Here is a 23,942-nt window from a genome sequence, read left to right as displayed (position 1 = left end):
CCTACGCCGGTGCCGCCGGGCGTCTCAGGAGGGATCTGAACGGGCGCCACAGTTCCTGGGCGAGGTCGGAGCCCTGGACACCGTTGTCAGGGGTGGTGCGCCATATGAGGCCGTCGGGGTGGTGCAGGACGGCGGTGATCTCGTCGGGGGTGGGCGGGGCCGCGTTCCCTCGGAGGTACACCGCGCGCAGGCCCAGGTTGCGAAGGCGCGTCAGTGCCCGGGCGCGGTTCTGGGCCAGGACCAGGAAACGCACCTGCCCAGGGCCCGAGCCCGCCGGTCTCGGCAGGTTCAGCGCCACCACCACGCTGCCGTTCGGCAGCTTGCAGAAACCTCCTGCGGCCATGCAGTCACACCCCCGCGCGCACCGGTGTCAATAAGAAATCCACAGGACGCACCTAAACACGATCGGCGGCAACCCGCCAGGGGGTTGCCGCCGATACGCTTCTGACCTGCGAAAATGCCGCTTACTTCACCGCACGGCCCACTTCGAGCGAGATCGTCGAGCCGTCGCGGGCCTCCTTGACGATCTTGATCTTGGTGTTGGTGTCAGTGATCTGGACACCCGCGGTCGGGGCCGTCGTGTCGTAGTAGGTGCTGGTGTGGTCGTTGAAGACCGGCACCCCCGGCTTCGACGGGATCTTCGTCGCCACGTCCGCGTTGTGCAGCGTCAGACCGTCCGTGCGGTACAGGCTGAACGGCGAGTCGTACGACTCTGGATCCGGCTGCGCATCACCGTTCCGTCGGACCACTTCAGCGCGGTGGAGTGCGAGTCGACCGGCAGGATCAGCCCGGAGCCCGCGTGCGCGCTGACGTTGTTGTCCTTCTGCGAGGTGTCCCACTTCCAGATCAACAGGCCGTTCTGGTACGGGTAGTGCTCCACCCAGGACGGACGCGTCGTCGAGAAGCCGAAGTTGTACGGACCGGTCTTGAGGGTCTTGTCGTACGAGACGTACTGACGGTTCTCCGCGATGTAGTACTGCGGGTAGTCGTCGGTGAAGGACGCGCCGACCCGGGAGAACCCGGCGGCGGTCCACGCGGCGTCCGCGGTCTCGGCGTTGTCCGAGAAGAGCGCCGAACCGTCCGCGGTCACGGTGATCTCGTCGGCCGCGAAGCCCTTCAGCGCCACGCCGCCGTCGCTCTGGTAGCGGAACCGCACGTCGATCTTCTGGCCCGCGTAGGCGTCGAGCGGGAACGACAGCTTCTTGTACGCGTCCACCGTGCCGGTCAGCGCGGGCTTGCCGCTGCCGTCGCGCGGGATCGGCTGCCCGTCCACCGTGCCGTCGATCGCGGTCCAGTTGGCGCCGCCGTCGGTCGAGACCTCGGTGTACAGGTAGTCGTAGTCGGCCTCGATGTCGTACCAGCCGTCGAGCGTGAGGGCCGCCGACGACTTGCCGGTGAGGTCGACGGAACGGGCCAGCGTGTTCTTGAGGTCGTTGCCGCTGCCGCTCCACCACTGGGTCGAGCCCTGTGCCGGGGCGACGATCTCGGTGGTGACCGCCTTGTCGGGCAGCGAGACCACCAGGGCCTGCTTGTTCTTGGTGTTGTACTCGGCGACACCCAGCTTGTGCTTCGACTTCGTCGCGGCCTTGGCCGTGTCGTAGTTCAGCCAGCCGAGCTGCAGCTTGTCCCAGGAGTTCATGTCACCGGGCAGGTCGCCGATGGCGTTCTTGCCGGTGCCGAGCCAGGAACCGGAGGACATCAGGGTCCAGAAGCCCGTGGAGTTCTCGGCCGAGTTGGTGGTGTCGTACTCGTCCGGCAGACCGAGGTCGTGGCCGTACTCGTGCGCGTAGACGCCGAGTCCGCCGTTCTCCGGCTGGATGGTGTAGTCGCCGACCCAGATGCCGGTGTCGCCGATCGCGGCGCCGCCCAGCTTGTTGCCGGCCGGACCCGTGGCGCCCGCGTCGGTGCCGAACGCGTACCAGCGGTGCGCCCAGATCGCGTCCTCGCCCTGCGCGCCGCCGCCCGCGGACTCGTCCTCACCGGCGTGCACGATCTGGAAGTGGTCGATGTAGCCGTCGGGCTCGTTGAAGTTGCCGTCGCCGTCGTAGTCGTAGCGGTCCCACTGGTCGTACTTGGCCAGGTCCGCCTTGATGTCCGCGTCGGACTTGCCGGCCGCCTTCTGGTCGGCGACCCAGGCGGTGACACCGTCCTGGACCGCGTACCAGGCGCCGGTGGACGCCTTGTTGGAGCCGTAACGGGCCTCGTTGTAGGGGACCTTGACCCAGTCGCTGACCTCGCCGTCGACCGAGTAGCGGCCCGAGGACTGCTTCTCGTAGTACTTCTTCAGCGACTCGGTGTTCTTGCCGGTGCCGAAGTAGAGGTCCTGGAAGTGCGCCTGGTTGTAGTCCGCCTGCCAGGCCGTGCTGTTGTCCTGGGCGCGGTCGGGCGCGGCTATCTGGTTGTGCAGCGGGCCCACGGTGCCGCCGTAACGGCTGTCGACCTGGTCGCCGAACTCGACCAGGATGGTGAAGATCTTGTCGGTCTTCTCACGGCCGAGCTCGACGTACTTGTTCTTGCCCTTGAGCTTGACGACCTGTGAACCGTTCCGGTCCTGGACCTTCGCGTCCCCGGATATGACCTGGTTCAGGGCCTCTTCGCGCTGTGCTTCCTGGGTCTTGCTGAGCGGGCCGTCGAGGTCGTGTTCGGCCTCCTTGCCGGCCGGCTGGGGCTCGTGGCGGTTCGCGCTCGCCGAAGCCGCCGCCGATGCGGCGTCATCTGCCTGCGCCACGGCGAACGTCGAGAACGTGGCGGTAGCCGCCGCGAGGGCAACGCCCACCGCGGCTGCTCTGAACGTCCATGGCCTGCTGGTAACTTGAAGTCCTCCCCCGCGTCCGTTCGCGCGGATGGGGGGATCCCGGGGGTCATGGAGGTCCGCGCGCGTATACGCGTGTCAAGTGACGACATTTGACCGGAGTTACCAAAGAAAAGACAGATCTTGACTTGAACCTGACAACTGCACTATGCGGAGGTGCAGTTCGGTATCCGAACCGCGGCCGGACCCCTCAACGGGCGCGTCGCTCCGTCCACTTGGTGGACGCGATGACTCCGTGCGCCCCCCGTGCTCCGGCACCGTGGGTAAGGTCACGCTTACCGGACGTTCCACTCGGGCATGCAGGCGAATAGAGTCGATTGGCGGAACGTGGGAATGTCAACGGATCGGCAAGGAGACACCGTTGTCGTCCCACGATTCGCAGCCCCATCCGGATACGCGGCCCCACTCCCGTTGTCGATCACTCCGGTCGCCATCCGGTCCCGTTGTTGTCCGCATCCTCCCCCATCGCGAGAGGCACGGGGGGAGTACCCCCACCCCGAGGAATCGCCATGCCTCGTCCGACCGCCGCACAGCTCGCCTACGGTTCCTGCACCGTGATCTTCTCGACCCTCGCCATGCTGCTGCTGTCTCAGACGAGTTCGGGCCTGGGGATCGCGGTGATCACCCTCTCGGCACTCGCTCTCGGACTGCTCGTCGCCGTAACGGTTCCGCTGCCGAAGCGCGTGCGTTCCGGCTCCGTGGCCGCCGTACCGGCTCCCGCACCGGCTCCCGTTCCGGAGCGGGTGCCCGCACAGCGCGAGACCGCGTCCGTCGCCGCGTCCGTGTCCGTGTCGTCGGCGTCCGTCTCCGCCGTACGCGAACCGGCGGGCCCGTGATTCCACGAACCCGCCGCTGTCCCGATCAGCCGTCTCCGCGTGGAGTGCGGCTGATCGCGTACGTCGGCCCGTTCAGCCCGTTCAGCCCGTTCAGCCCGTTCAGCCCGTTCAGCCCGTTCAGCCCGTTCAGCTCGTTCAGCCCGTGCTGACCACCACTGTCTTGGCCGCCTTGTCGTGCAGGCCCTGCTTGTAGGGCTTGTCGAAGAAGCTCCAACCGCCCGCGATCGCGGTCCAGATGCACGCGCAGCAGAACGCGAACGGGATCCACAGCACCAGCGAGCGGACCAGCGTGGTCTGCACGGAGGGCGTGGAGCCGTCGTCGAGGTTGGCCACCCGCAGTTTGAACAGCTTCTTGCCGAGCGTCTGCCCCGACCTGCTGATCATGATGGTGTCGTAGCCGACGTAGAGCACCGCGGCGATCACGGCCTGCCCGAAACCCCTGCTGTACTCCATCTTGTCCGCGTTCAGCGTGTACTCGTCGACCCCGAACGCCAAGGTCAGCAGCCACACCACGATACCCACCAGGATCATGTCGATGATCCTCGCCACCGTGCGTTTGCCGCTGTCGGCGAGCGGCGGCATGCCGGCCAGCGGGTCACCCCCGTAGGGGCCGCCGGGGCCGTACGGGTCCCCGCCGCCGTGCGGAGGCGGCTGGTTGCCATACGGGGAGTCGTACGGGGAGCCCTGGGGCGGTGTCGACGACGGTGGGGTGTCGTACGGGGAGCCGCCGCCCTCGGCGGGCGGGGGCTGCTTCTTGAACGGATCCTCGTCCGGTGGCTGACCCGAACCCGGGGGCGGCGGTTCGCTGCTCATGGCCCGAGTCGACCGCGAACCCCGCCGCCGCGCATCCGGCGAGCGGCCGTCCGGGGGACCGGGCTCCCGGCGGCCGCGCCACCGTCCGGAGGGTCAGGCCCTACGGCCCGGACGGCGTACGGGCGGCTACGCGGCCACGAAGGTGTGGGCCGCCTTGTCGTGCCAGCACTGGCGCCAGGGCTTGTCGAACACGCACCACAGGACGCCGATGACGCCGATGACGAGGACGCCGGGGACGGCGTAGACGAGCCAGCGGCGCAGGGCCCGCCCGAAGGTCGGGGGTTCGTGGCCCTCGATGTCCCGGACCTCGATCCCGCACACCTTCTTGCCGAGCGTGCGGCCCCACTTGGCGGTGGGCAGCGCGTCGTAGAGGACGCCGAAGAGGAGCAGGACGGCCAGGACGATCCCGAGGTAGCCCGTGGTCGTGCCGTCGAGCAGCCACACGGTGACGGTCTGGCCGGACCGCTTGGCCGCGTCGACCTTCTCGTTGATGTGGTCGATCGCCTTGGTGCCCAGCGGTACGGCGGGCACGGCGGTGACGGTCGCCAGGACCGCGGTGTCCACGATCCGGGCCAGCAGCCGCCTGCCGAGGCTCGCCGGGCGCGCCGCGGACTGTCTGCGGGCGGCGGCCTGGAACACGTCGTCCACCGGCGGCTTCCACGGCGTGACGGGCTGTCCGTCGGCGCCCGGGTCACCCGCGAGCCGGTGCACCTGCTGGGCCCAGGACGGCTGTCCTCCACCGGGGCCGCTGGTGAGGGGCGTGGCGACGGGGCCGGTGGACTGCTGCGGGACGGAAGGGGTGGCGGGGGCGGAGGGGGTGGAGGGTGCGGGGGTGGGCGGCTGCTGCGCGGCGGGCTGGGCCGAGTTGCCCGCCGCCTCGGCCGCGGCCTGGGCGGCCTGCCCGGCGCCGAAGCCGCCCCCGGCCCCCGCCGAGCCCCTCGCCGCGGGGGTGTCCGCCCCCGGTGCGCCGTCGGCCGGAGCCGTGCCCCCGGGCTGCGCCCCGCGCTGCGGCCCCGTGCGCGGGGCGGACGGACGGAAGGTCATGGCGCCCTCGGAAGGGGCGGGGTGTGCGGCGCCGTCGGGGTGACCGGTGCCGGCGAACTGCGCGCCGCCCGCCGGAGCCGCGGCCCCGGACGCGCCCTCGGCGCCGGTGGACGGCGCCGCTCCCGCCGGGCGGCGGAACACCACGTGGCCGCCGGAGGCGGGGGGTTGCGCGGTGTCGCCCCGGTCAGCGGGCGGGATCGTCGCGGTGCCGTCGGCGCGGGCCGACTCGCCGTCCGGCTGGACGACCGCGTCACCCGGTTCGGCCGCGCGCGGCAGCCGCGGGTCGGCCGTCGGGGGCGCGCCCCAGGACACCCGGCGGTCCTGCTCACCGCCGAAGCCGGACTGCTGGGAGCGGTCGGCGCCCCACGCGGCCGCGGCCTCGGGCCGGCTGCCGTGCTGTGCCTCGGCCGGGTTCACCCGGCGCGGCTCGGCGGCGGGTCGCGGGTCCTCGTCGAAGAAGTGTGGGCCGGTCTCCTCGGCGGGAGCGGCCGCGGGCGCGGGAACGGAGGCCGTCGGCCGGGGGCCTGGCGGCGTGAGCGGTGCGCCGTCGGAGGGCGCGGGACGGCTCGTACCTGGTACCCAGGAGGCACCGTTCCAGTACCGGACATATCCAGGAATGGAAGGGTCCGGGTAATACCCTTCACGGGGCCGGTCGTCACCGGGGGCCGGGGTTGGGGCGCTCATGTCCGTCGTCCCGTATCTGCTCGGGGGTTTTTGAGGCTCCACATCTATCAGACGGGCGCACCTGTCAGCGGCGCTCCCGCCGTACCCACCTCTTTCGGGCAAGGTTCCGCCACAAGCGGTCGCCGCGCGGAACACGGCCTCGGAACGCCCGCCAAAAAGCTTCTTCGAACCCGCGTAATGGTTCCGTGTGATCGCGCTCTCCACTCGTACGGGCCCGCCTCGAGGGCCCCGTACCCGAAAGGAAGCGCATCGACATGCACATCGTGGTGGAACGCGAACTCGAGATCGACCTCGTCCTGTCGCCCGAACTCAGCATTCCCGTACCGGCCCGGCTCAACTACCGCTCCGACGACCCGTACGCCGTCCACATCACCTTCCACATCGGCTCCGACCATCCCGTCGGCTGGACCTTCGCCCGCGAACTGCTCGTCGAGGGGGTGTTCCGGCCGTGCGGACACGGCGACGTACGGGTGTGGCCGACGAAGGTCGCGGGCCGCAGCGTCGTTCTGATGGCGCTCAGCTCCCCGGACGGGGACGCCCTCCTGCTGGCGCCCGCCGCGCAGGTGTCCTCCTGGCTGGAGCGCACCCTGCGGGCGGTCCCGCCGGGTACCGAGGCCGAGGAGCTCGGCCTCGACGACGGCCTCGCCGAGCTGCTCTCCCCGACCCCGGCCGACGACCTGTGGCTGCGCGACCCGTGGCCGTCGGACGAGTCGAAGGACGGCGAGTGAACCCGTTCGCGCCCTTCCTTCCGATACCGGCGTTCCCTGGAACACCGTTACCGGCGTCCCTAGAACACCTTGCCCGGGTTCAGGATGCCCAGTGGATCGAAGGCGGCCTTGATGCCGCGTTGCATCTCGACGCCCACCGGTCCGAGCTCGCGGGCCAGCCACTCCTTCTTCAGGACTCCGACGCCGTGTTCGCCGGTGATGGTGCCGCCGAGTTCCAGGCCGAGCGCCATGATCTCGTCGAAGGACTCACGGGCGCGCCGGGACTCGTCGGGGTCGGTGGCGTCGAAGCAGACGGTGGGGTGGGTGTTGCCGTCGCCCGCGTGCGCGCAGACACCGATGGTCAGGGAGTACTTCTCGGCGACCCGTTCGATGCCTTCGAGCATGTCGCCGAGCCGGGAGCGCGGCACGCACACGTCGTCGATCATCGTCGTGCCCTTGACCGCTTCGAGCGCGGTGAGCGACAACCGCCGCGCCTGGAGGAGGAGTTCGGACTCCGCCGCGTCCTCAGCGGGGACCACCTCCGTCGCGCCCGCGGCCTCGCAGAGCGCGCCGACGGCGGTGAGGTCGGCGGCCGGGTCGTGGGTGTCGAAGGCGGCGAGGAGGAGCGCCTCGGTGCTCTCCGGGAGGCCCATGTGGGCCAGGTCGTTGACGGCCTTGACCGTCGTACGGTCCATGAGTTCGAGGAGGGAGGGGACGTGCCCGCCCTCCATGATCCGGACCACGGCGTCGCAGGCGGCCCGCGCCGATCCGAACTCCGCCGCCAGCACCAACTGCTGGGGCGGCTGCGGCCTGAGCGCCAGGATCGCCCGGACGACGATGCCGAGCGATCCCTCGGATCCGACGAAGAGGCGGGTGAGGTCGTACCCGGCGACCCCCTTCGCCGTACGGCGGCCGGTGGACATGAGCCGCCCGTCTGCCAGTACCACGTCCAGGCCGAGGACGTACTCGGCCGTCACCCCGTACTTCACACAGCACAGGCCGCCGGAGGCGGTGCCGATGTTCCCGCCGATCGTGCACATTTTCCAGCTGGAGGGGTCCGGCGGGTAGTACAGGCCGTGTTCGCCCACGGCGCGGGAGAGGGTGGCGTTGATGACGCCGGGTTCCACGACGGCGATCCGGTCGACCGGGTTGATCTCGAGGATGCGGTCCATCTTCACCAACGACAGCACGATGCAGCCGTCGGAGGCGTTGGCTGCGCCGGACAGACCGGTGCGGGCGCCCTGCGGGACGACCGGGACCCGCAGCTCGGTCGCGATCCGCATGACGTGCTGGACCTGTTCGACGGTACGGGGCAGGACGACGACGGCGGGGGTGCCCGCCTCGCAGAAGCTCGCCATGTCGTTCGCGTACGAGGCCGTGACGTCCGGGTCGAGGAGAACGGCCTCGGCGGGCAGGCCGCTCAGCAGGCGGTCCACGAGGTTGCCGGTGACTTCGTCGCGCGGGGCTTCGATACGGCTCATGATCACAGCGTCGCACTCGGGGCCATCGGTGTGAACCCCATCCACGCGGGGCTCGAGTGCCGGGGTGTGGTCTTCGTATTGACGCACAGTGAGCGGCATGGAGATCGAAGAGCGACAGCCGGTGCTCACGGGGCTCACGCCCCAGGGGCCCTCCAAGCGGCGTCACTCCGTCGCCAAGCACATGCTGATCGGCCTGGTCGCGGGGGCCGTCGTCCTCGGCGGGGTGCTGGTGCTGCTGCCCTCCGAGCGGCGGACCACGGCGGCGCCGTCGCCGGGTCCGGTGGCGCGGGCGGTGACGGCGGTGGGGGCCGGCGTGCCCGCCGCGCTGCCCGATCTGGCGGCGCTCATCGGCGACCACGAGGCCCATCTGCGCGCCCATCCGCGTGACGAGCGGTCGTGGGCGGTGCTCGGCGCGGCGTACGTGGAGCAGGGCCGGCGGACGGCCACGCCCGCGTACTTCCCGAAGGCCGAGCAGGCGCTGCGCACGTCGCTGCAGACGAACCCGAAGGGCAACCCGACGGCGCTGGAGGGACTGGCCGCGCTCGCCAACGCCCGCAGCGACTTCAAGACCGGGCGGAAGTGGGCCGAGGAGGCACTGAAGCAGGCGCCGAAGCGCTGGACGGCGTATCCGCTGCTGATCGACTCCTGCACCGGCCTCGGTGACTACAAGGCGAGCCGCGCCGCGCTGGAGAAGCTCCAGGGGCTGCACCACGGGCCGCCGGTGCTGGCCGAGGCCGCCCAGGTGTACTGGGACCGCGGCTGGCGGGAGGACGCGATGGCCTCCCTCGCGGACGCCGCGGCGGGCGCCACCGCTCCGGCCGAGCGGGCGACCTGGCTCGCGCAGTCGGGCCGGCTCGCCTGGGAACGCGGGGACCGCGAGGAGTCGCTGCGCTACTACGAGGCCGCGCTGAGCAACGACCCCGACCAGCGCGGCGCGCTCGCCGGACAGGGGCGTGCGCTGGCGGCGCTCGGGCGCAGCGCGGAGGCGCTGCGCGCGTACCAGACGGCGTTCGCCCAGGAGCCCGATCCGCGGTACGCGCTGGAGCTGGGCGAGTTGTACGAGACGCTGGGGGTGCGCGACGCGGCGCAGACGCAGTACGCGCTGCTGCGGGAGCGGGTGCGCACCGACGCCTCGGCCGGTGTCGACGACGAGCTGGTCCTCGGGCTGTTCGAGGCGGACCACGGCGATCCCGAGGAGGCGGTGCGCCGGCTGCGCGAGGAGTGGAAACGCCAGCCCGGTATCGCCGTCGCGGACGCGCTGGGGTGGGCGCTGCACCGGTCCGAGGAGGACGAGGAGGCTCTGAAGTTCGCGACGAAGGCGACGGACAAGACGGCGGGCGGCGGCGTCCGCAGCGCGCTGTACGTCTACCACCGGGGCGAGATCGAACGCGAGCTGGGTCTGCCCGGCCCGGCGCGCCGCCACATCGCGGAGTCCCTCCAGATCAACCCGTACTTCTCCCCCGCCCTCGCGCCCCAGGCCCGGCAAGCCCTGGCCGCTCTCGGCGAGCCTGCCCCGGAGCCGCTGCCCGAGCCGAAGGACACCGCCCCGGCGGAGCCCGAGGGTGCGCAAGGGCCGCCGGGCGCCCCCGCGCGTCCGGCGAACCCCGCGGCCTCGCGGCCGCCACGTCGTCCCACGGCACAGGCACCGGCACCGGCACCGCACCCGACAACGACACCGCCACCCCCACCGCCACCGCCACCACCCGCGCCACCGCCACTGGCACCGCGCCGCCCGACGTCGCGCTGACCGCGGATGAGTTCTACAGGTTGCCGCGCTTGTCCTGCTCCCGCTCGATCGCCTCGAAGAGGGCCTTGAAGTTGCCCTTGCCGAAGCCCATCGAGCCGTGCCGTTCGATGATCTCGAAGAAGACGGTCGGCCGGTCCTGGACCGGCTTGGTGAAGATCTGGAGCAGATAGCCGTCCTCGTCGCGGTCGGCGAGGATCTTGAGCTCGCGCAGGGTGTCGACGGGGACCCGGGTGTCGCCGACCCACTCGCCGAGGGTGTCGTAGTACGAGTCGGGCGTGTCCAGGAACTGGACCCCGGCCGCGCGCATGGTGCGTACGGTCTGCACGATGTCGTTGGTGTTCAGCGCGATGTGCTGGACGCCCGCGCCGCCGTAGAACTCCAGGTACTCGTCGATCTGGGACTTCTTCTTGGCGATGGCGGGCTCGTTGATCGGGAACTTGACCTTGAGCGTGCCGTCGGCGACGACCTTCGACATCAGCGCGCTGTACTCGGTCGCGATGTCGTCGCCCACGAACTCCTTCATGTTCGTGAAGCCCATGACCTTGTTGTAGAAGCCGACCCATTCGTTCATGCGGCCGAGTTCGACGTTGCCGACGCAGTGGTCGATGGCCTGGAAGGTGCGGTGGGCGGGCGGTTCGACCATCGGGGCGGCGGCGGTGTAGCCGGGGAGGTACGGGCCGTCGTAGCCGGTGCGTTCGACGAGCGTGTGCCGGGTCTCGCCGTACGTGGCGATCGCGGCGAGGACGACCGTGCCGTGCTCGTCCTTGAGCTCGTAGGGCTCGGCGAGCGGGCGGGCGCCGTGCTCGACGGCGTACGCGAACGCGGCGCGCGCGTCCGGGACCTCGATGGCGAGGTCGACGACACCGTCACCGTGCGTGGCCACGTGCTCGGTCAGGAAGTGGCCCCAGGTCGTGGCGGGCTTGATGACGGAGGTGAAGACGAAGCGTGCCGAGCCGTTCTCGAGGACGTACGAGGCCGTCTCGCGGCTGCCGTTCTCCGGTCCGGAGTAGGCGACCAGCCGCATGCCGAAGGCCGTGGAGTAGTAGTGCGCGGCCTGCTTGGCGTTGCCGACGGCGAAGACGACCGCGTCCATTCCCTTGACCGGGAAGGGGTCTGCCTGCCGGGCGGTGTCGGGAGTGAGGTCTGTGGTCTGCGTCATGGCCGCAGACTCCCCCCGTTCCACAAGGTGCGCAATAGTTCACGATCAGGCTGGACAATGTGCTCAGTAAACCGCACGCTTCGGCGGGCGTTCTGTACATGATGACCACCCGGGGAGGGCGGCATGGCAATCGATCACCTGGACGGCCGGCTCATCGTGCTGCTGGCCGAGGAGCCGCGTATCGGCGTGCTGGAGATGTCCCGGCGGCTCGGGGTCGCGCGCGGCACCGTGCAGGCCCGGCTCGACCGCCTTCAATCGAATGGAGTCATCCGGGGATTCGGTCCGCAGGTGGATCCGGCCGCGCTCGGCTACCCCGTCACGGCCTTCGCGACCCTGCAGATCCGGCAGGGACAAGGCCCCGACGTACGGGCGCACTTGACGACCGTCCCCGAGGTGCTGGAGCTGCACACGACCACCGGCAGCGGCGACATGCTGTGCCGGCTGGTGGCCCGCTCGAACGCCGATCTCCAACGTGTGATCGACCGGGTCGTCGGTTTTGATGGCATCGTCCGGGCCTCCACGGCGATCGTCATGGAGAACCCCGTTCCGCTGCGGATCATCCCGCTGGTGAAGCAGGCGGCGACCGAGCACTGACCGAGGACCGGGATGTGGCGTGAATGGACGCTCTCCGGTTCGCGAAGGGGGGCTGAGCGCCCACACCTTCCAAAGGGGTGGCTGCAAAGAAACCCTTGCAACCACTCCTTTGCAACGCTACCTTTGCATGCATGGAAGAGCCTCGGGATCCACGGGTCCGCAATCTCGACGCCCGCTCACTGCGCGGGCTCGCACACCCCTTGCGCATGCAGCTCCTGGACGCTCTGCGCTTCGGTGGTCCGGCCACCGCGTCACAGCTCGCCGAGAAGCTGGGTGAGTCGAGCGGTGCCACCAGCTACCACCTGCGGCAGCTGGCCGCACACGGCTTCGTCGAGGACGCCCCCGAGCGGGGCAAGGGACGGGAGCGGTGGTGGAAGGCGGTCCACCGGGGCCTGAGTTTCGACGACTCTCTACTCACGGACACCGACCCGGTCGTGCGCGGGGCCGCCGACATGTACCTCCACGAGGTCGCGACCACGCAGACCCGGGACCTGTCGACCTGGATGGGCAACCGGACCCAGTGGCCGGAAGAATGGTCCGGGGTCTGGGACATGAGCAGCGAGACGCTACGGCTGACACCCGAACTCACCCGCGAACTCATCCAGAAGATGCACGCGCTCGTCGACAGCTACCGCGACCTGCCCGCCACCGAGGATGCCGCCGAGGCCGCACAGGTCCGCATCCACACCCACGCCTTCCCCGTCACGCAGGACCGAACGGAGACGCACCAATGACGCACGCCGAAACCCACCTCGCCCTGCACCATGCCCGCGCCGCCGAGCTCCGGGCCCAGGCCGAAGCCCACCGCCTGGCCACCTCCGCCCGCCGCCCCGGCGAACTGCGGACGCGCCTCGGCTGGACCCTCGTAGAGGTCGGCCTGCGCCTCGCCGCCGCACCCCGCGTCGCCGTCGCGCACTAACAGCTGGGGACCGAGCCCTTCCCCTTCTCCAGGGAGACCAGCGACTCGACCGCGCCCTTGAGCGTGGTCACCGGAACCAGTCGCAGCCCCTTGGGCAGTTCCGACTTGGCGTCCGAGCACTCCGCCTTCGGGACCAGGAAGACCGTCGCGCCGTCGCGCCGGGCGGCCTGCGTCTTCAGGCCGACCCCGCCGACCGCGCCGACCTTCCCGTCGGCGTCGATCGTCCCCGTACCCGCGACGGTGCGACCGCCCGTGAGGTCGCCGCCGCGGCCGTCGCCGTCCAGCTTGTCGATGATCCCGAGCGTGAAGAGCAGTCCGGCGCTGGGTCCGCCGACGTCGGCCAGCTTGAGCGTGACCTTCACGTCGTTCTTCTCGTGCAGATAGGACAGGGCCGCCTCGGTGGCCGCGTCCTGGGACTGCTTCATCTGGTCGGCGTTGTGCTGCTCGATCTCCTTGACGGAGTTCCCGCTCGGGTAGACCGAGTCGCGCGGCATCACGGCCCGGTCCGTGCGGAACCAGCCGTCGATCACGTCACCGAGGCTGACGCTCGCGTCCGGCCCGGTCGCCTCGATCGTCGTCATCCGCAGCTGCCCGCTCGTCGTGCGGGTGGGCGCTCCGCTGATGGTGATCACCGGGTCGCCCTTGTTCTCGCCGAGGACGTTCGCCGTCATGCCGGGCTGCGCCACGGAGAACGGCAGCGGCGCGAACGCCGCCGTGGCGAGCAGGGCCACGCCGGGAACGGCGCAGACGGCGATGGCCTGGAGGCGTGTGAGGCGAGAGAGCACGGGATCAATCTAACGTCACCGCTCGGCGCGGCCTCCGTACAGGTCCCGCCGGGCGGTGGTGAAGCGGCGCAGCGCCTCCGGCAGCGGCTCGGTCCCGATGCCCGGGGTGCGCGGCACCGGCAGATGGCCGTCGTCGAGGACGAAGGGCTCGGTGATGTCCTCTGTGAAGTAGCGGCTGGAGGCGGAGGTGTCGCCGGGGAGGGCGAAGCCCAGCAGGGCCGCGAGGGCCACCCTCGTCGCCTGGCTGGACGGGGGCTGCGACATGACGGACGCGGCGCGGCTGCTCGCCGTCCACGCCAACACCTGCCGCTACCGGCTGCGGCAGGCCCAGCAGCAGCTCGGCATCGACCTCGACGATCCCGACGAACGGCTGTTGCTGTGGCTGCAGTTGAGGACGCTGGGCGGGCTCGGCACCCGTCGCTGAGCCGCCCTTCGGGCCCGGCCGTCAGTTGACGTCCACGTCCTCGAAGACCTCCAGCATGCGCGTCAGCACCCGTACACACGTCTGCACGTCCGCGTCGGTCAGGTCGCCGCCCACCCGCTTCAGCAGCGCGCTCTCGCGGGTGATCACCGCGTCGATGGCCGAACGGCCGTCGTCGGTCAGCCGGATCAGCGAGGACCGCTGGTGCGCGGGGTTGGCGATGGCCTCGACCAGCCCGTGGGCCGCCGCCTCGTTGACCATCCGCTGCACGAACTGACGGCTGAGCGCCTGCGCGCGCCCCATCTGGGGAACTGTCAGGGGCCCTTGCGCGCGCAGGAGGTCCAGTACGGCGCGCACGCCGATGGACAGGCCTTCGATCGGCTCGTTGAGCTCCACCTTGCGGCTCACGCGCCGGTACAGGGGCCCCAGCACGGCGAACACCTCGTAGAGGCGGGGGGCGAGGTCGTCGGGCGAGAGGGGTTCGTTCTCGTCGCGCTCGGCGTGGTCGGGCTTGCTGTCGTCGGTCACAGAGACAGGATGACACCTTGGTTGCCAAGTCGGCCCCAACATGACACCTTAGTTGTCATGACTGATGCCTCTCAGGTGTTCATGTTCGAGTCCGCCGACGGCCCGCTCGCCTACCGCGAGGTCGGCACGGGCCCCCCGCTGGTGCTGCTGCACGGCGGCTTCACCGACCACCGCATGTGGGACGACCTGGTGCCGCTCCTCGCGGTCGGCCATCGGGTGATCGCGCCCGACGCCCGCGGCCACGGCCGGTCCGCCAACGCGACGAAGCCCTTCCGCCCCACCGACGACCTCGCCGCCCTCCTGCGCCACCTCGACACGGGCCCCGCGGCCCTCGTCGGAATGTCGATGGGCGGGGCCACCGCGGTCGACACCGCGCTGGAGCACCCGGACCTCGTCCGCGCGCTCGTCGTGAGCGGCGCCGGGATCACCGACCCCGAGGACACCGACTCCTGGACCCTGGACATCAAGAACCGCTGGGGCGGCGCCCTGGCCGCCGGCGACATCGACGGCTGGGTCGACGTCTTCGCCTCGGCCGTGGCCGGCCCGTATCGCACGCTCGACGAGGTCGACCCGGAGGTCGTACGGCGGGTGCGGGAAATGGGGCTCTCCTGTCGCTTCCGTGGGTCGCTGACCTGGGCGTATGTGCAGAACACGCCGTATCCGGAGTACGTTTCGACTACTTAAGGACCGAAACGAACAGTGTGGGATACGGCGTGCAAGATAAGAGGATATGGGTCCGGCTGTTCGGTGTCGAAAAGACAGTGATCGAGCAGGTCGAGGCCGAGGAGAGCGAGGCCGGTGACGACGACGGCGTGCTGGTGATCGTGGCCCACGCCCGGCCTGCGAAGGGCCGCCGGCAGCGATGCGGGGTTTGCGAGCGGCGGTGCGCGAAGTACGACAACGGTGAGGGCCGGCGGCGCTGGCGGGCGCTTGACCTGGGCGTCGTCCGGGCTTTCATCGAGGCCGACGCGCCGCGGGTGTCCTGCCCCGAGCACGGGGTGACCGTGGCGGCGGTGCCCTGGGCCCGGCACGGAGCCGGGCACACCTACGCCTTCGACACGCAGGTCGCCTGGCTGGCCACCTGCTGCTCGAAGACGGCCGTCACCCAGCTGATGCGGATCGGATGGCGCACGGTCGGCGCCGTGGTCGCCCGGGTCTGGGCGGATGCCGAGGCTCCCTGACCCAGGGGTTCCTGGTCGGTGAGGTGGTGCGCCGGATCACCGGGCGGAGCGTGGGCGAGTTCTTCGCGGCCGAGGTGGCCGGGCCGCTGGGCGCGGACTTCCACATCGGGCTGGGTGCCGAGGACGACCCGAGGGTGGCGCTCACCGTGCCGCCGCCGGGCCGGGACGAGGACTACGCGGCCGGGGCCGGGCACAGCGACGCGACCCACGCCGGTGTCGCCGTCCTGCGCGTCCGGGACGGCAACTCCCTCGCGTGGCGGCGCGCCCAGATCCCCGCCGCCAGCGGGTTCGGCAACGCCCGTTCGGTCGCCCTCGTGCAGTCCCTGCTCGCCTGCGGCGGGACGGTCGGCGGGGCGCGGGTGCTGTCGCCGCAGGGGTGCGCTCGGGCCCGGGAGGTGCAGTTCGACGGTGTCGACCGGATCCTCGGCATGCCCTCCCGGTACGGCCTGGGCTACGGGCTGTTCGGCAGCTCCCTCGGCTGGGGCGGCTGGGGCGGCGCGCTGGTCTGGGTCGACCCGGACGAGCGGATGGCGATCGCCTACGTGACGAACCAGATGCGTGAGCCGGCGTCCGACAACCGCGCGGTCGAGCTGGTGATGGCCGCGCAGGAGAGGATCAAGGGCCTGCGGGGGTGACGGGGTGCCCGGGGCGCCGGGTCAGCCGCCGCTGCCGTAGGGGCGGGTGAGGATCTCCAGGATGTGGCCGTTGGGGTCGTCGAAGTAGGTGCCGCGGCCGCCGTCGTTGGTGTTGATCTCGCCGGGCCTGCTGTGGTGCGGGTCGGCCCAGTAGTCCAGGCCCGCGTTCCGCACGCGGCCGAAGATCTCGTCGAAGTCGTCCTCGGAGACCAGGAAGGCGTACTGCTGCGGCGGGATCTCCCCGGCGCTCTCCATGTAGTCGAGGGTCACGCCGTTGGGCAGTGCGACCGGGACGAACGGGCCGTACTCCGGGCTGACGCGGAGACCGAGGATGTCGGCCAGGAACCTCGCCGACGCGCGGCTGTCGCGCGCGGCCACGATGGTGTGGTTCAGGTTCACGGTCATCGTGGGACCTCCCCCTCTCCAACGTACTCCCGGCACCGGCTGAGGTGGGCGTTGCCTCAGCGGGCGGTCGGGGGCCCGCACTCCGCGGCTGCCGCCGGTGTGCCCGGCGCTTAAGGGCGGGCCGATGCCGGCGGCCTGGTGGCCTGGTGGCCGGCACCCCGCTACCTCCGCTGGAGGTACCGGGGTGCGCACACCTCCCTGGTCGGCGGCCCCTGTCCGCTCCGGCTCCTCGGCCAAAGGCGGCGGCGGTGACTCAGATGGTCGCCGTGTCGATCACGAAGCGGTAGCGGACGTCGCTGTTGACGACCCGCTCGTACGCCTCGTTGATCTGGTTCGCGTCGATCAGTTCGATCTCGGCGCCCAGCCGGTGCTCGGCGCAGAAGTCCAGCATCTCCTGGGTCTCCTGGATGCCGCCGATGCTGGAGCTGGTCAGGACACGGCGGTTGCCGAAGACGGAGGAGAGCAGGACCGGGGTCGGCTCCTCCGGGATGCCGACGTTCACCATCACGCCGTCGGTGCGCAGCAGCGACAGGTACGCGTCGAAGTCGAGCGGCGCCGACACCGTGTTCAGGATGACGTCGAACGTGCCCTCGAGGTCCTCGAAGGTCTTCGGGTCGCTGGTCGCCCGGTAGTCGGTGGCGCCCAGCTTCAGGCCGTCGTCCTTCTTGCGCAGCGACTGGGACAGGACGGTGACCTCCGCGCCGAGAGCGGCGGCGATCTTGACGCCCATGTGCCCGAGACCGCCGAGCCCCACCACGGCGACCTTCTTGCCGGGACCGGCGTTCCAGTGCTTCAGCGGCGAGTAGGTGGTGATGCCGGCGCACAGCAGCGGGGCGGCGACGTCGAGGGAGAGGCCGTCCGGGATGCGGACGACGTAGTTCTCGTCGACGACGACCTTCCGCGAGTAGCCGCCGAAGGTCGGCTGCCCGTCCTTGCCGACGCCGTTGTACGTCCAGGTCGGGCCGCCGCCGGTGCAGTACTGCTGGAGACCGGCCTCGCAGTTGTCGCACTCGCGGCAGGAGTCGACCATGCAGCCGACGCCCACGCGGTCCCCCACCGCGTACCGGGTGACACCCGTGCCGACCTCGGAGACGACGCCCGCGATCTCGTGACCGGGCACCATCGGGAAGATCGCCGTACCCCAGCCCTCGCGGGCCTGGTGGATGTCGGAGTGACAGATACCGGCGAACTCGATGTCGATGAGGACGTCGGATTCACCGACCGCGCGCCGCTCGATCGTGGTCCGCTCCAGCGGAGCCTTCGCGGCGGGCGCGGCGTAAGCAGCAACAGTGGTCATGAGGGGGGTTCTCCTAGCGGTGGTGTCGTACCCGGCCGTCTTCTTCCCCGGGCACGCGTTCAGACTCCTCCACGCTACGTCCGCCACCCAGCCCCCGCTTCTGCGTACGTCCGCCGTGCCTACCACCGGCGGGGTCAGGTTCGCGTGCGTACGACCGTGAATACTGGACGTATGGAAGAGCAGTCCCCCACCTCCCCCGCCTCCGCGCCGCTGGACCGGCGTGCCGAGCTCAGCGAGTTCCTGCGCACCCGGCGGGCCCGGCTGCTCCCCGGCGACGTCGGGCTGCCGGACTTCGGGCGGCACCGCAGGGTGCCGGGGCTGCGCCGGGAGGAGCTGGCGCAGCTGGCCGGGGTGTCGGTGGCGTACTACACGCGCCTGGAGCCGGGCTCCGCGTCGGCTCAGGCGCTGCGGCTGCTGGCCAGCTGGGGCACGGACGCGACCCGCGTCGCCACGCCCTGAGCCGGCCCCGGGGTGCGCGAACGGCCCGCCGGAAGCAATGCTTCCGGCGGGCCGTTCTCCGTGCGGGTGTTCAGCGGTCGCGGCTCACTTGGCGTAGTACGCGTTGTAGACCGAGATCGTGGACTTGTTGCCCTTCGTGTCGGCGATCTTGGCGTGGAACGAGATCGCCTTGCCCTTCGCCGGGTTCTTGACGGTGATCCTGCCGTGGCTGACCGTCAGCTTCTTCCAGGTCTTGCCGTAGTCGTACGACACGTAGACCGAGAGGGACTTCAGGTTGCGGCCGGCGGCCGCGCCCTCGACGGTGACCGGGAAGGTGACCTTCTCGCCCGCCGCGACGCGGCTGTCCAGACCGGTATGGGCGCCGAAGCGGACGGTGGAGGCCGGGAGCCGGGCCGACGGGCCGGCGGCCGACTTCTTCGAGTGGAAGGTCCAGCTCGCGTCGATCCGGGTGGAGGCGGCGGCGACCTTGACCGAGCGGACGACCGAGGTGGTCAGCCGGTACTCGGCGTCGGCGGACGGCACGGTGAAGGCGCCGTCGCCGGACAGCGGGTCCTGGTTGGAGGCCACCTTGGTGCCGTTGCGGTACAGGGTGGTGTTCGCCGACAGGAACTCGGAGGACCCGACGTGCTTGGCGCTGTCCGCGAACAGCGGAGCGATGCCGAAGATCTGGTTTCCGTCGCGGTACAGACCGAACCCGTCGGTCAGACTCGGACCGAAGACCGCCCTGTTGAAGGTGTTCTGATAGCTCTTGCCGGCCTTGTACTGCTGCGGGACGCTCGTGTAGAAGGCGTCGGCGATCGGCAGGCCCTGGGTGTCATGGCCGCTGAACTGGGTGAATTCGAAGGCCCACAGGGCGCCGTCGACGGTGGAAACATGGACGGTACGGGTGCTGGGCAGCTTCTGCTCTTTGTCACCGTCCAGCCACACGCCGTCGCCGATGGTGCCCTGCAGGCTGACCGAGCCGGTCTTGCCGGAGGCGGCGGCGCCGAGGCTGTTCTTGACCGTGGCGAACTCGCCGGCCTTGAAGTGCCGGACCTTGTCGCCCTGGATCTTCTTGACCTGGGCGCTGGTGGCGACGTCGTACTCCTCGTGGTCGCCCTTGGTGAACCGGCCGCTCCAGGTCTGGGTCAGACCGCCGGTCACCTCACCGCCCAGCGGGGCCATCCGGATATTGTCGAAGGTGTCCGAACCGACCCCGAACCCGATGCCCGCCGGCTCGTACACGTAGTCGATCGACGCGGAGCTCGGCTTCGCCCCGGCGTCCGGCACGGTGATGTCGGCCGCCTTGGTGGTGCGCGCGTCGAGGGTGACCGTGAGGTCCTTGGTGACGCTCAGCTTGGGCTGGAGCAGCCAGTCGAGACCGCCGTCGAAGGTGGTGGCGTCCTTCGCGATCCAGGCGTCGAGCAGGTACGTGCCCGCCGGCACCCGGATCGTGGCGGTCCCGGAGTCGGACTCCGGCGCGGCATAGAGATGATGGTCGCCGAGGCCCGAGTAGCCCACCAGGACGGTGTTGTAGACACCGGTCGGTCTGCCGTCGCGCCCGATGTGCTTGACGGTGAGGCTGTACGACTGCACCTCACGCTGTACCGCGGCCGCGGTACGGACGCTCTGGCCGTCGCCGGTCGCCGTGACGTACGCCGAGTAGGCGCCGTCGAGGGTGCCGCCCAGCTTGGTGTCGGCGGTGACGTCGACGGCGGCCGTGCCGCCCGCGGGGACGGTCACCTCGGTCGCGCCCAGCGTGAAGAAGCCGGCCGGTGCCGCCGCGCCCTTGGGGTCGGTGCCGCTCACCGAGAGGCTGAGGGTGACGTCCTTGGTGCCGAGGTTGCGGTAGGTCAGCCGCTTGGTGACCGGGGTGTCGTCGGTGTGCGGCCACTGCTGCACACCGAAGTTCACCGACACCGGGTCGGCGACCACGGTCTGCTCGATGGCCTTGTCGACGGCGATACGGCCCGAACCCTGCTCGAACGGCGTGTACTTGCCGCCCTTGGCGGAGCCGGTCAGCGCGGCCTTCAGCTGCTGGTAGCCCCAGTCGGGGTGCTCCTGCTTCAGGATCGCGGCGGCGCCGGCGACATGCGGGGTCGCCATCGACGTACCCGACATGGTCAGGTAGCCGGGCGGGTTCTCGCCGACCTCCTGGTCGATGACGCTGCCCTTGGCCGCGGCCGCGGTGATACCGACGCCGGGCGCGGTGACGTCCGGCTTGATGGTGCCCTCGACGCTGGGGCCGGTGGAGGAGAAGTCGGCGAGCTTTTCGTTGCCGTCGACCGCGCCGACGGTGAGCGCGGCGTCCGCGCTGCCCGGCGAACCGATGCGCTGGGCGCCCTCGTTGCCCGCGGCGATCGCGAACAGGATGCCCTTCTCCTTGGAGAGCTTGTTGACCTCGGCTTCGAGCGGGTCGATCTCCGGGGTGTCGTTGCCGCCCAGGCTGAGGTTGACGACGTCGGCGCCCTGGGCCGCGGCCCACTCCATGCCGGCCAGGATGCCGGAGTCGTCGCCGGAGCCGGTGTCGTCCAGGACCTTGCCGTTGAGGATCTTCGCGCCGGGCGCGACGCCGGTGTACTTGCCGTGCGACTTGGCGCCGGTGCCCGCCGCGATGGACGCGACGTGCGTGCCGTGGCCGAAGTGGTCCGAGGCGTCGGCGGCGGTGGTGAAGTTCCTGGACTCGATCACCTGGTCCTTGAGGTCCGGGTGGGTCGCGTCCACCCCGGTGTCCAGAACGGCGATCTTGACGCCCTTGCCGTTGTAGCCGGCCGCCCACGCCTTGGGGGCGCCGATCTGCGGCACGGACTTGTCGAGGCTGGCCTTGCGGACGCCGTCGAGCCAGACGTGGGCGATGCCGGAGGCGGCCCTGTCCCCGTTGGTGACCGCGTCCCACAGTTCCGGCGTGTCCTTGACCGGGGTCTGCACGGCGTCGACGTTGAGCGTCCTGAGGGTGTGCCGCAGGGTGCCGGCGTCACGGACCTCGGCCCTGACGGTGCCGGCGGCGCCCCGGTAACCGACGATGACCTTCAGGCCGCCTCGCTGCGCCTTGCGGGTCGCGGCCTTGTCCAGTTCGGTGACGTCGAAGAGCCGCCGGTCCAGCGTGCCGGAGGCGACCAGCCGGAGGGCGTCACCGGGGACGACGAGGGTGTGCCCGCCGGCCTTGCGGATCTGGAAGGGTATGTGGTCGCGTCCCGCGGCCCTCTCCAGGCCGACGACCCGACCCTTGGCGTCAAGGGCGATCCGGTCACCGGTGATCAGGGTGACGTGGTGCCTGCCGGCGACCGAGGCCGCCACGGCGGCGGCCGGGGCGCGGCCTTCCGGCTTCGCCGACGCCGGGCTGGTCATGCCCGCGGCGAGGGCGACGGCCGCTGCCGTGGCCACCGTGGCCGCGGCAGCCCTTTTCACTTGTCTGCGCAAGACTCTCCCTTGAAACGGTGTCCCAGGCGAATTCCTGTTCACCCGGCCGAGAGAAGTCTCGTACGCATGTACGTCACCCCCGGAACGCCGAGTATGCCAGGGGGTGATCAGCGGGCTCAATAGATGAGAGCCCGGTAAGAGAAAGATCGGGGAAGTGTTACCCGCCAGCGCGGACCCCGTTACACACCTACCAGGCCGTCAGACCACATAACCCCGACCCACGGATCCGACAGGAGAGCCGGAAATGGCGCGGGGGACCATTTCCAAGCACACGCCCGACGAACCCGACCACTCCGTCCCGGTGACCGGCGTCCCGGCGCGCGCCAAGACCATCGCGGTCCCCGTCCTGGCCATCAACGGCGCCCTGGACGCGGCCGATCTGATCGCGATGGCCGACCGCCTCGTCGACGCCGTCGCCGACGGCCGCACGACCACCGTCGAGGGCGCCGCCCACTACGCCAACATGGAAGAGCCGTACGTCTTCACCAAGTTCCTGATGGAGTGGCTCAGCCGCCTCCCCGCGTGAGCCACTCCGTCAACCGCTCCTCGCACGCCCGCAGCTGTCCGACGGGGACGTACTTCCCCGCCGTGTGCGCGAGGACCGGATCGCCGGGGCCGTAGTTGAGGGCGGGCGTGCCGAGGGCGACGCAACGGGAGTTGATAATGATCACGCACTCGTCGGGCACGACGTTGCCCGCGGCCCCGGCGCAGTGTGCGGCGTTCACACCCCGCCAGGCGCGCGGTGTGCGCCCGCTCGCCGCGGACCGTGATGTCGGTCATCAGCACGCCCTGGCAGCACGCCTCGACCCCGGCCGCGGACGGCTCCACGAGGATCGCGAGGTCGGCCTTCAGCAACTCCGGCCGTACGACGGCGATCTGGCCGAGCCCGTTGCGGTCGCCCTCGACCTCCTCGCGCTCGTAGAAGACGTACGTGACGTCGCGGGTGGGCGTGGGGAGCGTCGCCGCCAGCCGGAGCACGACAGAGCGCGGAGCCTCAGCGCAGCGCGTCCGCGACCTCTCGCGCCGCGTCCACGACCCGCGGCCCCACCCGTTCCGGCACGGAGTCCGCGAGCATGACGACACCGACGCTGCCCTCGACCCCCGTCACCCCTATCAGGGGAGCGGCGGCTCCACTCGCGCCCGCCTCCAACTCGCCATGCGTGAGCGTGTACCCGGGGGCGTCCGTCGGCGCGTGCTGCCGGGCGGCGAGGATCGCGCGGCCCGCGGCGCCCCGGTCCAGCGGATGCCGGAAACCGGCGCGGTAGGCGACGTGGTAGTCCGTCCACGTCGGCTCCACGACGGCGACGGCAAGGGCCTCGGCCCCGTCGACGAGCGTGAGATGGGCCGTGGCCCCTATGTCCTCGGCCAGCGCGCGCAGCGCCGGCAACGCGGCCTCCCGTACCAGCGGATGCACCTGGCGCCCCAGCCGCAGCACCCCGAGGCCGACCCGGGCGCGGCCGCCCAGATCCCGGCGTACGAGCGCGTGCTGCTCCAGCGTGGCGAGCAAGCGGTACACAACGGTCCGGTTGACGCCCAGTTTGTTCGAGAGCTCGGTGACGGTCAGCCCGTGGTCCGTGTCGGCGAGCAGCTTGAGGACACGCAGTCCCCGGTCGAGCGTCTGAGAGGTCTCCGCGGTCACGACGCCCACTCCTTAGTGGTGAGGTCGGCGGCCCCCTCACGGCGGTTGCGTCTCCGAGTCCCGTCGGCGACGCGCTTCAGAGGCCGCCGTCGGCTGACGACCCGGGCTCTTCCCGGGCGGAGTCGCTACACGGCTGCGCTCCGCGGCGGCGCTGCCACGGGGCGTGTGCGTAGCGGGACAGTAGCGAGCAGGTTCGCTCAGCGGAAGTCTCCGTCCAGAATCCGGTCACGTCCTGGCACGAACTCCTCCCCTTTGCAGAGCCTTTGTCCTTGTACGTACAGCACCCACCACGCGGCGCGCACGCCCCCCACACACGGCGCACACGCCCCTGAAAGGGGCGCGGGCCGCTGACATCATGCGGCTCCGCCGCGTGGGCGCGACCAGCCACGGCGGATCC

General features: G+C 70.8%; 22 protein-coding genes and 5 pseudogenes. 13 read left to right on the top strand and 14 right to left on the bottom strand.

Annotation, left to right across the window (positions count from 1 at the left end; translation table 11 throughout):
* Window position 1: 1 nt before the first annotated feature.
* Both OG819_RS18625 and OG819_RS18620 read right to left on the bottom strand, forming a co-directional pair.
* Window positions 2-343, bottom strand: a complete 342-nt coding sequence (locus tag OG819_RS18625; protein ID WP_266413615.1) for a hypothetical protein — start codon at window positions 341-343, stop codon at window positions 2-4.
* A 121-nt stretch (window positions 344-464) separates the two neighbouring features.
* Window positions 465-2,845: pseudogene (locus OG819_RS18620) on the bottom strand (immune inhibitor A domain-containing protein).
* A gap of 476 nt (window positions 2,846-3,321) precedes the next feature.
* Here OG819_RS18620 and OG819_RS18615 point away from each other — a divergent pair.
* Entirely contained in the window at window positions 3,322-3,648 is a 327-nt protein-coding gene (locus OG819_RS18615) for a hypothetical protein (RefSeq protein WP_266650433.1), read from the top strand.
* A 135-nt stretch (window positions 3,649-3,783) separates the two neighbouring features.
* Here OG819_RS18615 and OG819_RS18610 read toward each other — a convergent pair whose 3' ends face one another.
* Together OG819_RS18610 and OG819_RS18605 are read right to left on the bottom strand one after the other, a co-directional pair.
* Window positions 3,784-4,461 (bottom strand): RDD family protein, encoded by a 678-nt coding sequence (locus OG819_RS18610; RefSeq protein WP_266625000.1) that lies wholly within the window; start codon window positions 4,459-4,461, stop codon window positions 3,784-3,786.
* A 126-nt stretch (window positions 4,462-4,587) separates the two neighbouring features.
* Window positions 4,588-6,189, bottom strand: a complete 1,602-nt coding sequence (locus OG819_RS18605; RefSeq protein ID WP_266650431.1) for an RDD family protein — start codon at window positions 6,187-6,189, stop codon at window positions 4,588-4,590.
* 254 nt (window positions 6,190-6,443) lie between these two features.
* On the opposite strand from OG819_RS18605, the gene OG819_RS18600 reads away from it, so the two are divergent.
* Window positions 6,444-6,917 (top strand): SsgA family sporulation/cell division regulator, encoded by a 474-nt coding sequence (locus OG819_RS18600; protein WP_266625002.1) that lies wholly within the window; start codon window positions 6,444-6,446, stop codon window positions 6,915-6,917.
* Between the two features lie 59 nt (window positions 6,918-6,976).
* On the opposite strand, the gene OG819_RS18595 is transcribed toward OG819_RS18600, so the two are convergent.
* Window positions 6,977-8,383, bottom strand: a complete 1,407-nt coding sequence (locus OG819_RS18595) for an FAD-linked oxidase C-terminal domain-containing protein (RefSeq protein ID WP_266652731.1) — start codon at window positions 8,381-8,383, stop codon at window positions 6,977-6,979.
* Window positions 8,384-8,474: 91 nt separating this feature from the next.
* Here OG819_RS18595 and OG819_RS18590 point away from each other — a divergent pair, with 91 nt between their 5' ends.
* The gene (locus tag OG819_RS18590) at window positions 8,475-10,124 is read left to right on the top strand and encodes a tetratricopeptide repeat protein (protein ID WP_266650429.1); all 1,650 of its coding nucleotides are present in this window, start codon (window positions 8,475-8,477) and stop codon (window positions 10,122-10,124) included.
* Between the two features lie 13 nt (window positions 10,125-10,137).
* On the opposite strand, the gene hppD is transcribed toward OG819_RS18590, so the two are convergent.
* On the bottom strand, window positions 10,138-11,283 hold the full coding sequence (gene hppD, locus OG819_RS18585) for a 4-hydroxyphenylpyruvate dioxygenase (RefSeq protein ID WP_266650428.1): 1,146 nt from the start codon (window positions 11,281-11,283) through the stop codon (window positions 10,138-10,140).
* 123 nt (window positions 11,284-11,406) lie between these two features.
* Between hppD and OG819_RS18580 the strand changes: the two genes are divergently transcribed.
* The 3 genes from OG819_RS18580 to OG819_RS18570 all read left to right on the top strand — a co-directional run bounded on the left by OG819_RS18580 (window position 11,407) and on the right by OG819_RS18570 (window position 12,796).
* Window positions 11,407-11,877, top strand: coding sequence for an Lrp/AsnC family transcriptional regulator (locus OG819_RS18580; RefSeq protein ID WP_266582699.1), 471 nt, complete (start codon window positions 11,407-11,409; stop codon window positions 11,875-11,877).
* A 131-nt stretch (window positions 11,878-12,008) separates the two neighbouring features.
* Complete coding sequence (locus OG819_RS18575; RefSeq protein WP_266650427.1) at window positions 12,009-12,611, top strand: helix-turn-helix domain-containing protein; 603 nt, start codon at window positions 12,009-12,011, stop codon at window positions 12,609-12,611.
* On the top strand, window positions 12,608-12,796 hold the full coding sequence (locus tag OG819_RS18570; RefSeq protein ID WP_266650425.1) for a hypothetical protein: 189 nt from the start codon (window positions 12,608-12,610) through the stop codon (window positions 12,794-12,796). Before OG819_RS18575 ends, OG819_RS18570 begins: the two co-directional genes overlap by 4 nt.
* Here the strand turns inward: OG819_RS18570 and OG819_RS18565 are convergent.
* Both OG819_RS18565 and OG819_RS18560 read right to left on the bottom strand, forming a co-directional pair.
* Window positions 12,793-13,581 (bottom strand): S16 family serine protease, encoded by a 789-nt coding sequence (locus OG819_RS18565; RefSeq protein WP_266650423.1) that lies wholly within the window; start codon window positions 13,579-13,581, stop codon window positions 12,793-12,795. The genes OG819_RS18570 and OG819_RS18565 overlap by 4 nt on opposite strands.
* 15 nt (window positions 13,582-13,596) lie before the next feature.
* Window positions 13,597-13,824, bottom strand: a pseudogene (locus tag OG819_RS18560) (o-succinylbenzoate synthase); the annotation flags it as partial.
* A 19-nt stretch (window positions 13,825-13,843) separates the two neighbouring features.
* Here OG819_RS18560 and OG819_RS18555 point away from each other — a divergent pair.
* On the top strand, window positions 13,844-14,005 hold the full coding sequence (locus OG819_RS18555; RefSeq protein WP_266625009.1) for a helix-turn-helix domain-containing protein: 162 nt from the start codon (window positions 13,844-13,846) through the stop codon (window positions 14,003-14,005).
* A 21-nt stretch (window positions 14,006-14,026) separates the two neighbouring features.
* Here OG819_RS18555 and OG819_RS18550 read toward each other — a convergent pair whose 3' ends face one another.
* Complete coding sequence (locus OG819_RS18550; protein WP_266650421.1) at window positions 14,027-14,530, bottom strand: MarR family transcriptional regulator; 504 nt, start codon at window positions 14,528-14,530, stop codon at window positions 14,027-14,029.
* Between the two features lie 57 nt (window positions 14,531-14,587).
* Here OG819_RS18550 and OG819_RS18545 point away from each other — a divergent pair, with 57 nt between their 5' ends.
* The 3 genes and pseudogenes from OG819_RS18545 to OG819_RS18535 all read left to right on the top strand — a co-directional run.
* Window positions 14,588-15,214 (top strand): alpha/beta fold hydrolase, encoded by a 627-nt coding sequence (locus tag OG819_RS18545; RefSeq protein ID WP_266650419.1) that lies wholly within the window; start codon window positions 14,588-14,590, stop codon window positions 15,212-15,214.
* A gap of 29 nt (window positions 15,215-15,243) precedes the next feature.
* Window positions 15,244-15,705, top strand: a pseudogene (locus OG819_RS18540) (helix-turn-helix domain-containing protein); the annotation flags it as partial.
* A pseudogene (locus OG819_RS18535) lies at window positions 15,705-16,346 on the top strand (serine hydrolase); the annotation flags it as partial. The pseudogenes OG819_RS18540 and OG819_RS18535, both read left to right, overlap by 1 nt.
* Window positions 16,347-16,367: 21 nt before the next feature.
* On the opposite strand, the gene OG819_RS18530 reads toward OG819_RS18535, so the two are convergent.
* Both OG819_RS18530 and OG819_RS18525 read right to left on the bottom strand, forming a co-directional pair.
* Window positions 16,368-16,751, bottom strand: coding sequence for a VOC family protein (locus tag OG819_RS18530; RefSeq protein ID WP_266650417.1), 384 nt, complete (start codon window positions 16,749-16,751; stop codon window positions 16,368-16,370).
* Between the two features lie 253 nt (window positions 16,752-17,004).
* Window positions 17,005-18,048 carry an NAD(P)-dependent alcohol dehydrogenase gene (locus OG819_RS18525; protein WP_266650415.1) on the bottom strand — a complete coding sequence of 348 codons (1,044 nt, stop codon included), beginning with the start codon at window positions 18,046-18,048 and terminating at the stop codon, window positions 17,005-17,007.
* 171 nt (window positions 18,049-18,219) lie between these two features.
* Between OG819_RS18525 and OG819_RS18520 the strand changes: the two are divergent.
* A pseudogene (locus tag OG819_RS18520) lies at window positions 18,220-18,438 on the top strand (helix-turn-helix domain-containing protein); the annotation flags it as partial.
* A gap of 153 nt (window positions 18,439-18,591) precedes the next feature.
* Here the strand turns inward: OG819_RS18520 and OG819_RS18515 are convergent.
* Window positions 18,592-21,906 carry a S8 family serine peptidase gene (locus tag OG819_RS18515; RefSeq protein ID WP_266650413.1) on the bottom strand — a complete coding sequence of 1,105 codons (3,315 nt, stop codon included), beginning with the start codon at window positions 21,904-21,906 and terminating at the stop codon, window positions 18,592-18,594.
* 244 nt (window positions 21,907-22,150) lie between these two features.
* On the opposite strand from OG819_RS18515, the gene OG819_RS18510 reads away from it, so the two are divergent.
* The gene (locus tag OG819_RS18510) at window positions 22,151-22,432 is read left to right on the top strand and encodes an alpha/beta fold hydrolase (protein WP_266650411.1); all 282 of its coding nucleotides are present in this window, start codon (window positions 22,151-22,153) and stop codon (window positions 22,430-22,432) included.
* Here OG819_RS18510 and OG819_RS18505 read toward each other — a convergent pair.
* Window positions 22,413-22,631 carry a hypothetical protein gene (locus OG819_RS18505; protein ID WP_266650409.1) on the bottom strand — a complete coding sequence of 73 codons (219 nt, stop codon included), beginning with the start codon at window positions 22,629-22,631 and terminating at the stop codon, window positions 22,413-22,415. The genes OG819_RS18510 and OG819_RS18505 overlap by 20 nt on opposite strands.
* 44 nt (window positions 22,632-22,675) lie before the next feature.
* Between OG819_RS18505 and OG819_RS18500 the strand changes: the two genes are divergently transcribed.
* Window positions 22,676-22,828, top strand: a complete 153-nt coding sequence (locus OG819_RS18500; protein WP_266650407.1) for a hypothetical protein — start codon at window positions 22,676-22,678, stop codon at window positions 22,826-22,828.
* A gap of 72 nt (window positions 22,829-22,900) precedes the next feature.
* Here the strand turns inward: OG819_RS18500 and OG819_RS18495 are convergent, their stop codons facing one another.
* On the bottom strand, window positions 22,901-23,545 hold the full coding sequence (locus OG819_RS18495) for an IclR family transcriptional regulator (protein WP_266625013.1): 645 nt from the start codon (window positions 23,543-23,545) through the stop codon (window positions 22,901-22,903).
* Window positions 23,546-23,942: the final 397 nt, after the last annotated feature.

It is taken from the genome of Streptomyces sp. NBC_01549 (genome assembly GCF_026339955.1).
Classification (GTDB): domain Bacteria; phylum Actinomycetota; class Actinomycetes; order Streptomycetales; family Streptomycetaceae; genus Streptomyces.
This window is presented reverse-complemented; position numbering and strand designations above follow the sequence as displayed.

Coding starts and splice junctions, on each gene's coding strand:
- OG819_RS18555 (WP_266625009.1), top strand. CDS start 13,844: ATGACGGACGCGGCGCGGCTGCTCGCCGTCCACGCCAACACCTGCCGC.
- OG819_RS18510 (WP_266650411.1), top strand. CDS start 22,151: ATGGCGCGGGGGACCATTTCCAAGCACACGCCCGACGAACCCGACCAC.
- OG819_RS18600 (WP_266625002.1), top strand. CDS start 6,444: ATGCACATCGTGGTGGAACGCGAACTCGAGATCGACCTCGTCCTGTCG.
- hppD (WP_266650428.1), bottom strand. CDS start 11,283: ATGACGCAGACCACAGACCTCACTCCCGACACCGCCCGGCAGGCAGAC.
- OG819_RS18570 (WP_266650425.1), top strand. CDS start 12,608: ATGACGCACGCCGAAACCCACCTCGCCCTGCACCATGCCCGCGCCGCC.
- OG819_RS18545 (WP_266650419.1), top strand. CDS start 14,588: ATGACTGATGCCTCTCAGGTGTTCATGTTCGAGTCCGCCGACGGCCCG.
- OG819_RS18500 (WP_266650407.1), top strand. CDS start 22,676: ATGTCGGTCATCAGCACGCCCTGGCAGCACGCCTCGACCCCGGCCGCG.
- OG819_RS18530 (WP_266650417.1), bottom strand. CDS start 16,751: ATGACCGTGAACCTGAACCACACCATCGTGGCCGCGCGCGACAGCCGC.
- OG819_RS18580 (WP_266582699.1), top strand. CDS start 11,407: ATGGCAATCGATCACCTGGACGGCCGGCTCATCGTGCTGCTGGCCGAG.
- OG819_RS18610 (WP_266625000.1), bottom strand. CDS start 4,461: ATGAGCAGCGAACCGCCGCCCCCGGGTTCGGGTCAGCCACCGGACGAG.
- OG819_RS18605 (WP_266650431.1), bottom strand. CDS start 6,189: ATGAGCGCCCCAACCCCGGCCCCCGGTGACGACCGGCCCCGTGAAGGG.
- OG819_RS18525 (WP_266650415.1), bottom strand. CDS start 18,048: ATGACCACTGTTGCTGCTTACGCCGCGCCCGCCGCGAAGGCTCCGCTG.
- OG819_RS18615 (WP_266650433.1), top strand. CDS start 3,322: ATGCCTCGTCCGACCGCCGCACAGCTCGCCTACGGTTCCTGCACCGTG.
- OG819_RS18590 (WP_266650429.1), top strand. CDS start 8,475: ATGGAGATCGAAGAGCGACAGCCGGTGCTCACGGGGCTCACGCCCCAG.
- OG819_RS18575 (WP_266650427.1), top strand. CDS start 12,009: ATGGAAGAGCCTCGGGATCCACGGGTCCGCAATCTCGACGCCCGCTCA.
- OG819_RS18625 (WP_266413615.1), bottom strand. CDS start 343: ATGGCCGCAGGAGGTTTCTGCAAGCTGCCGAACGGCAGCGTGGTGGTG.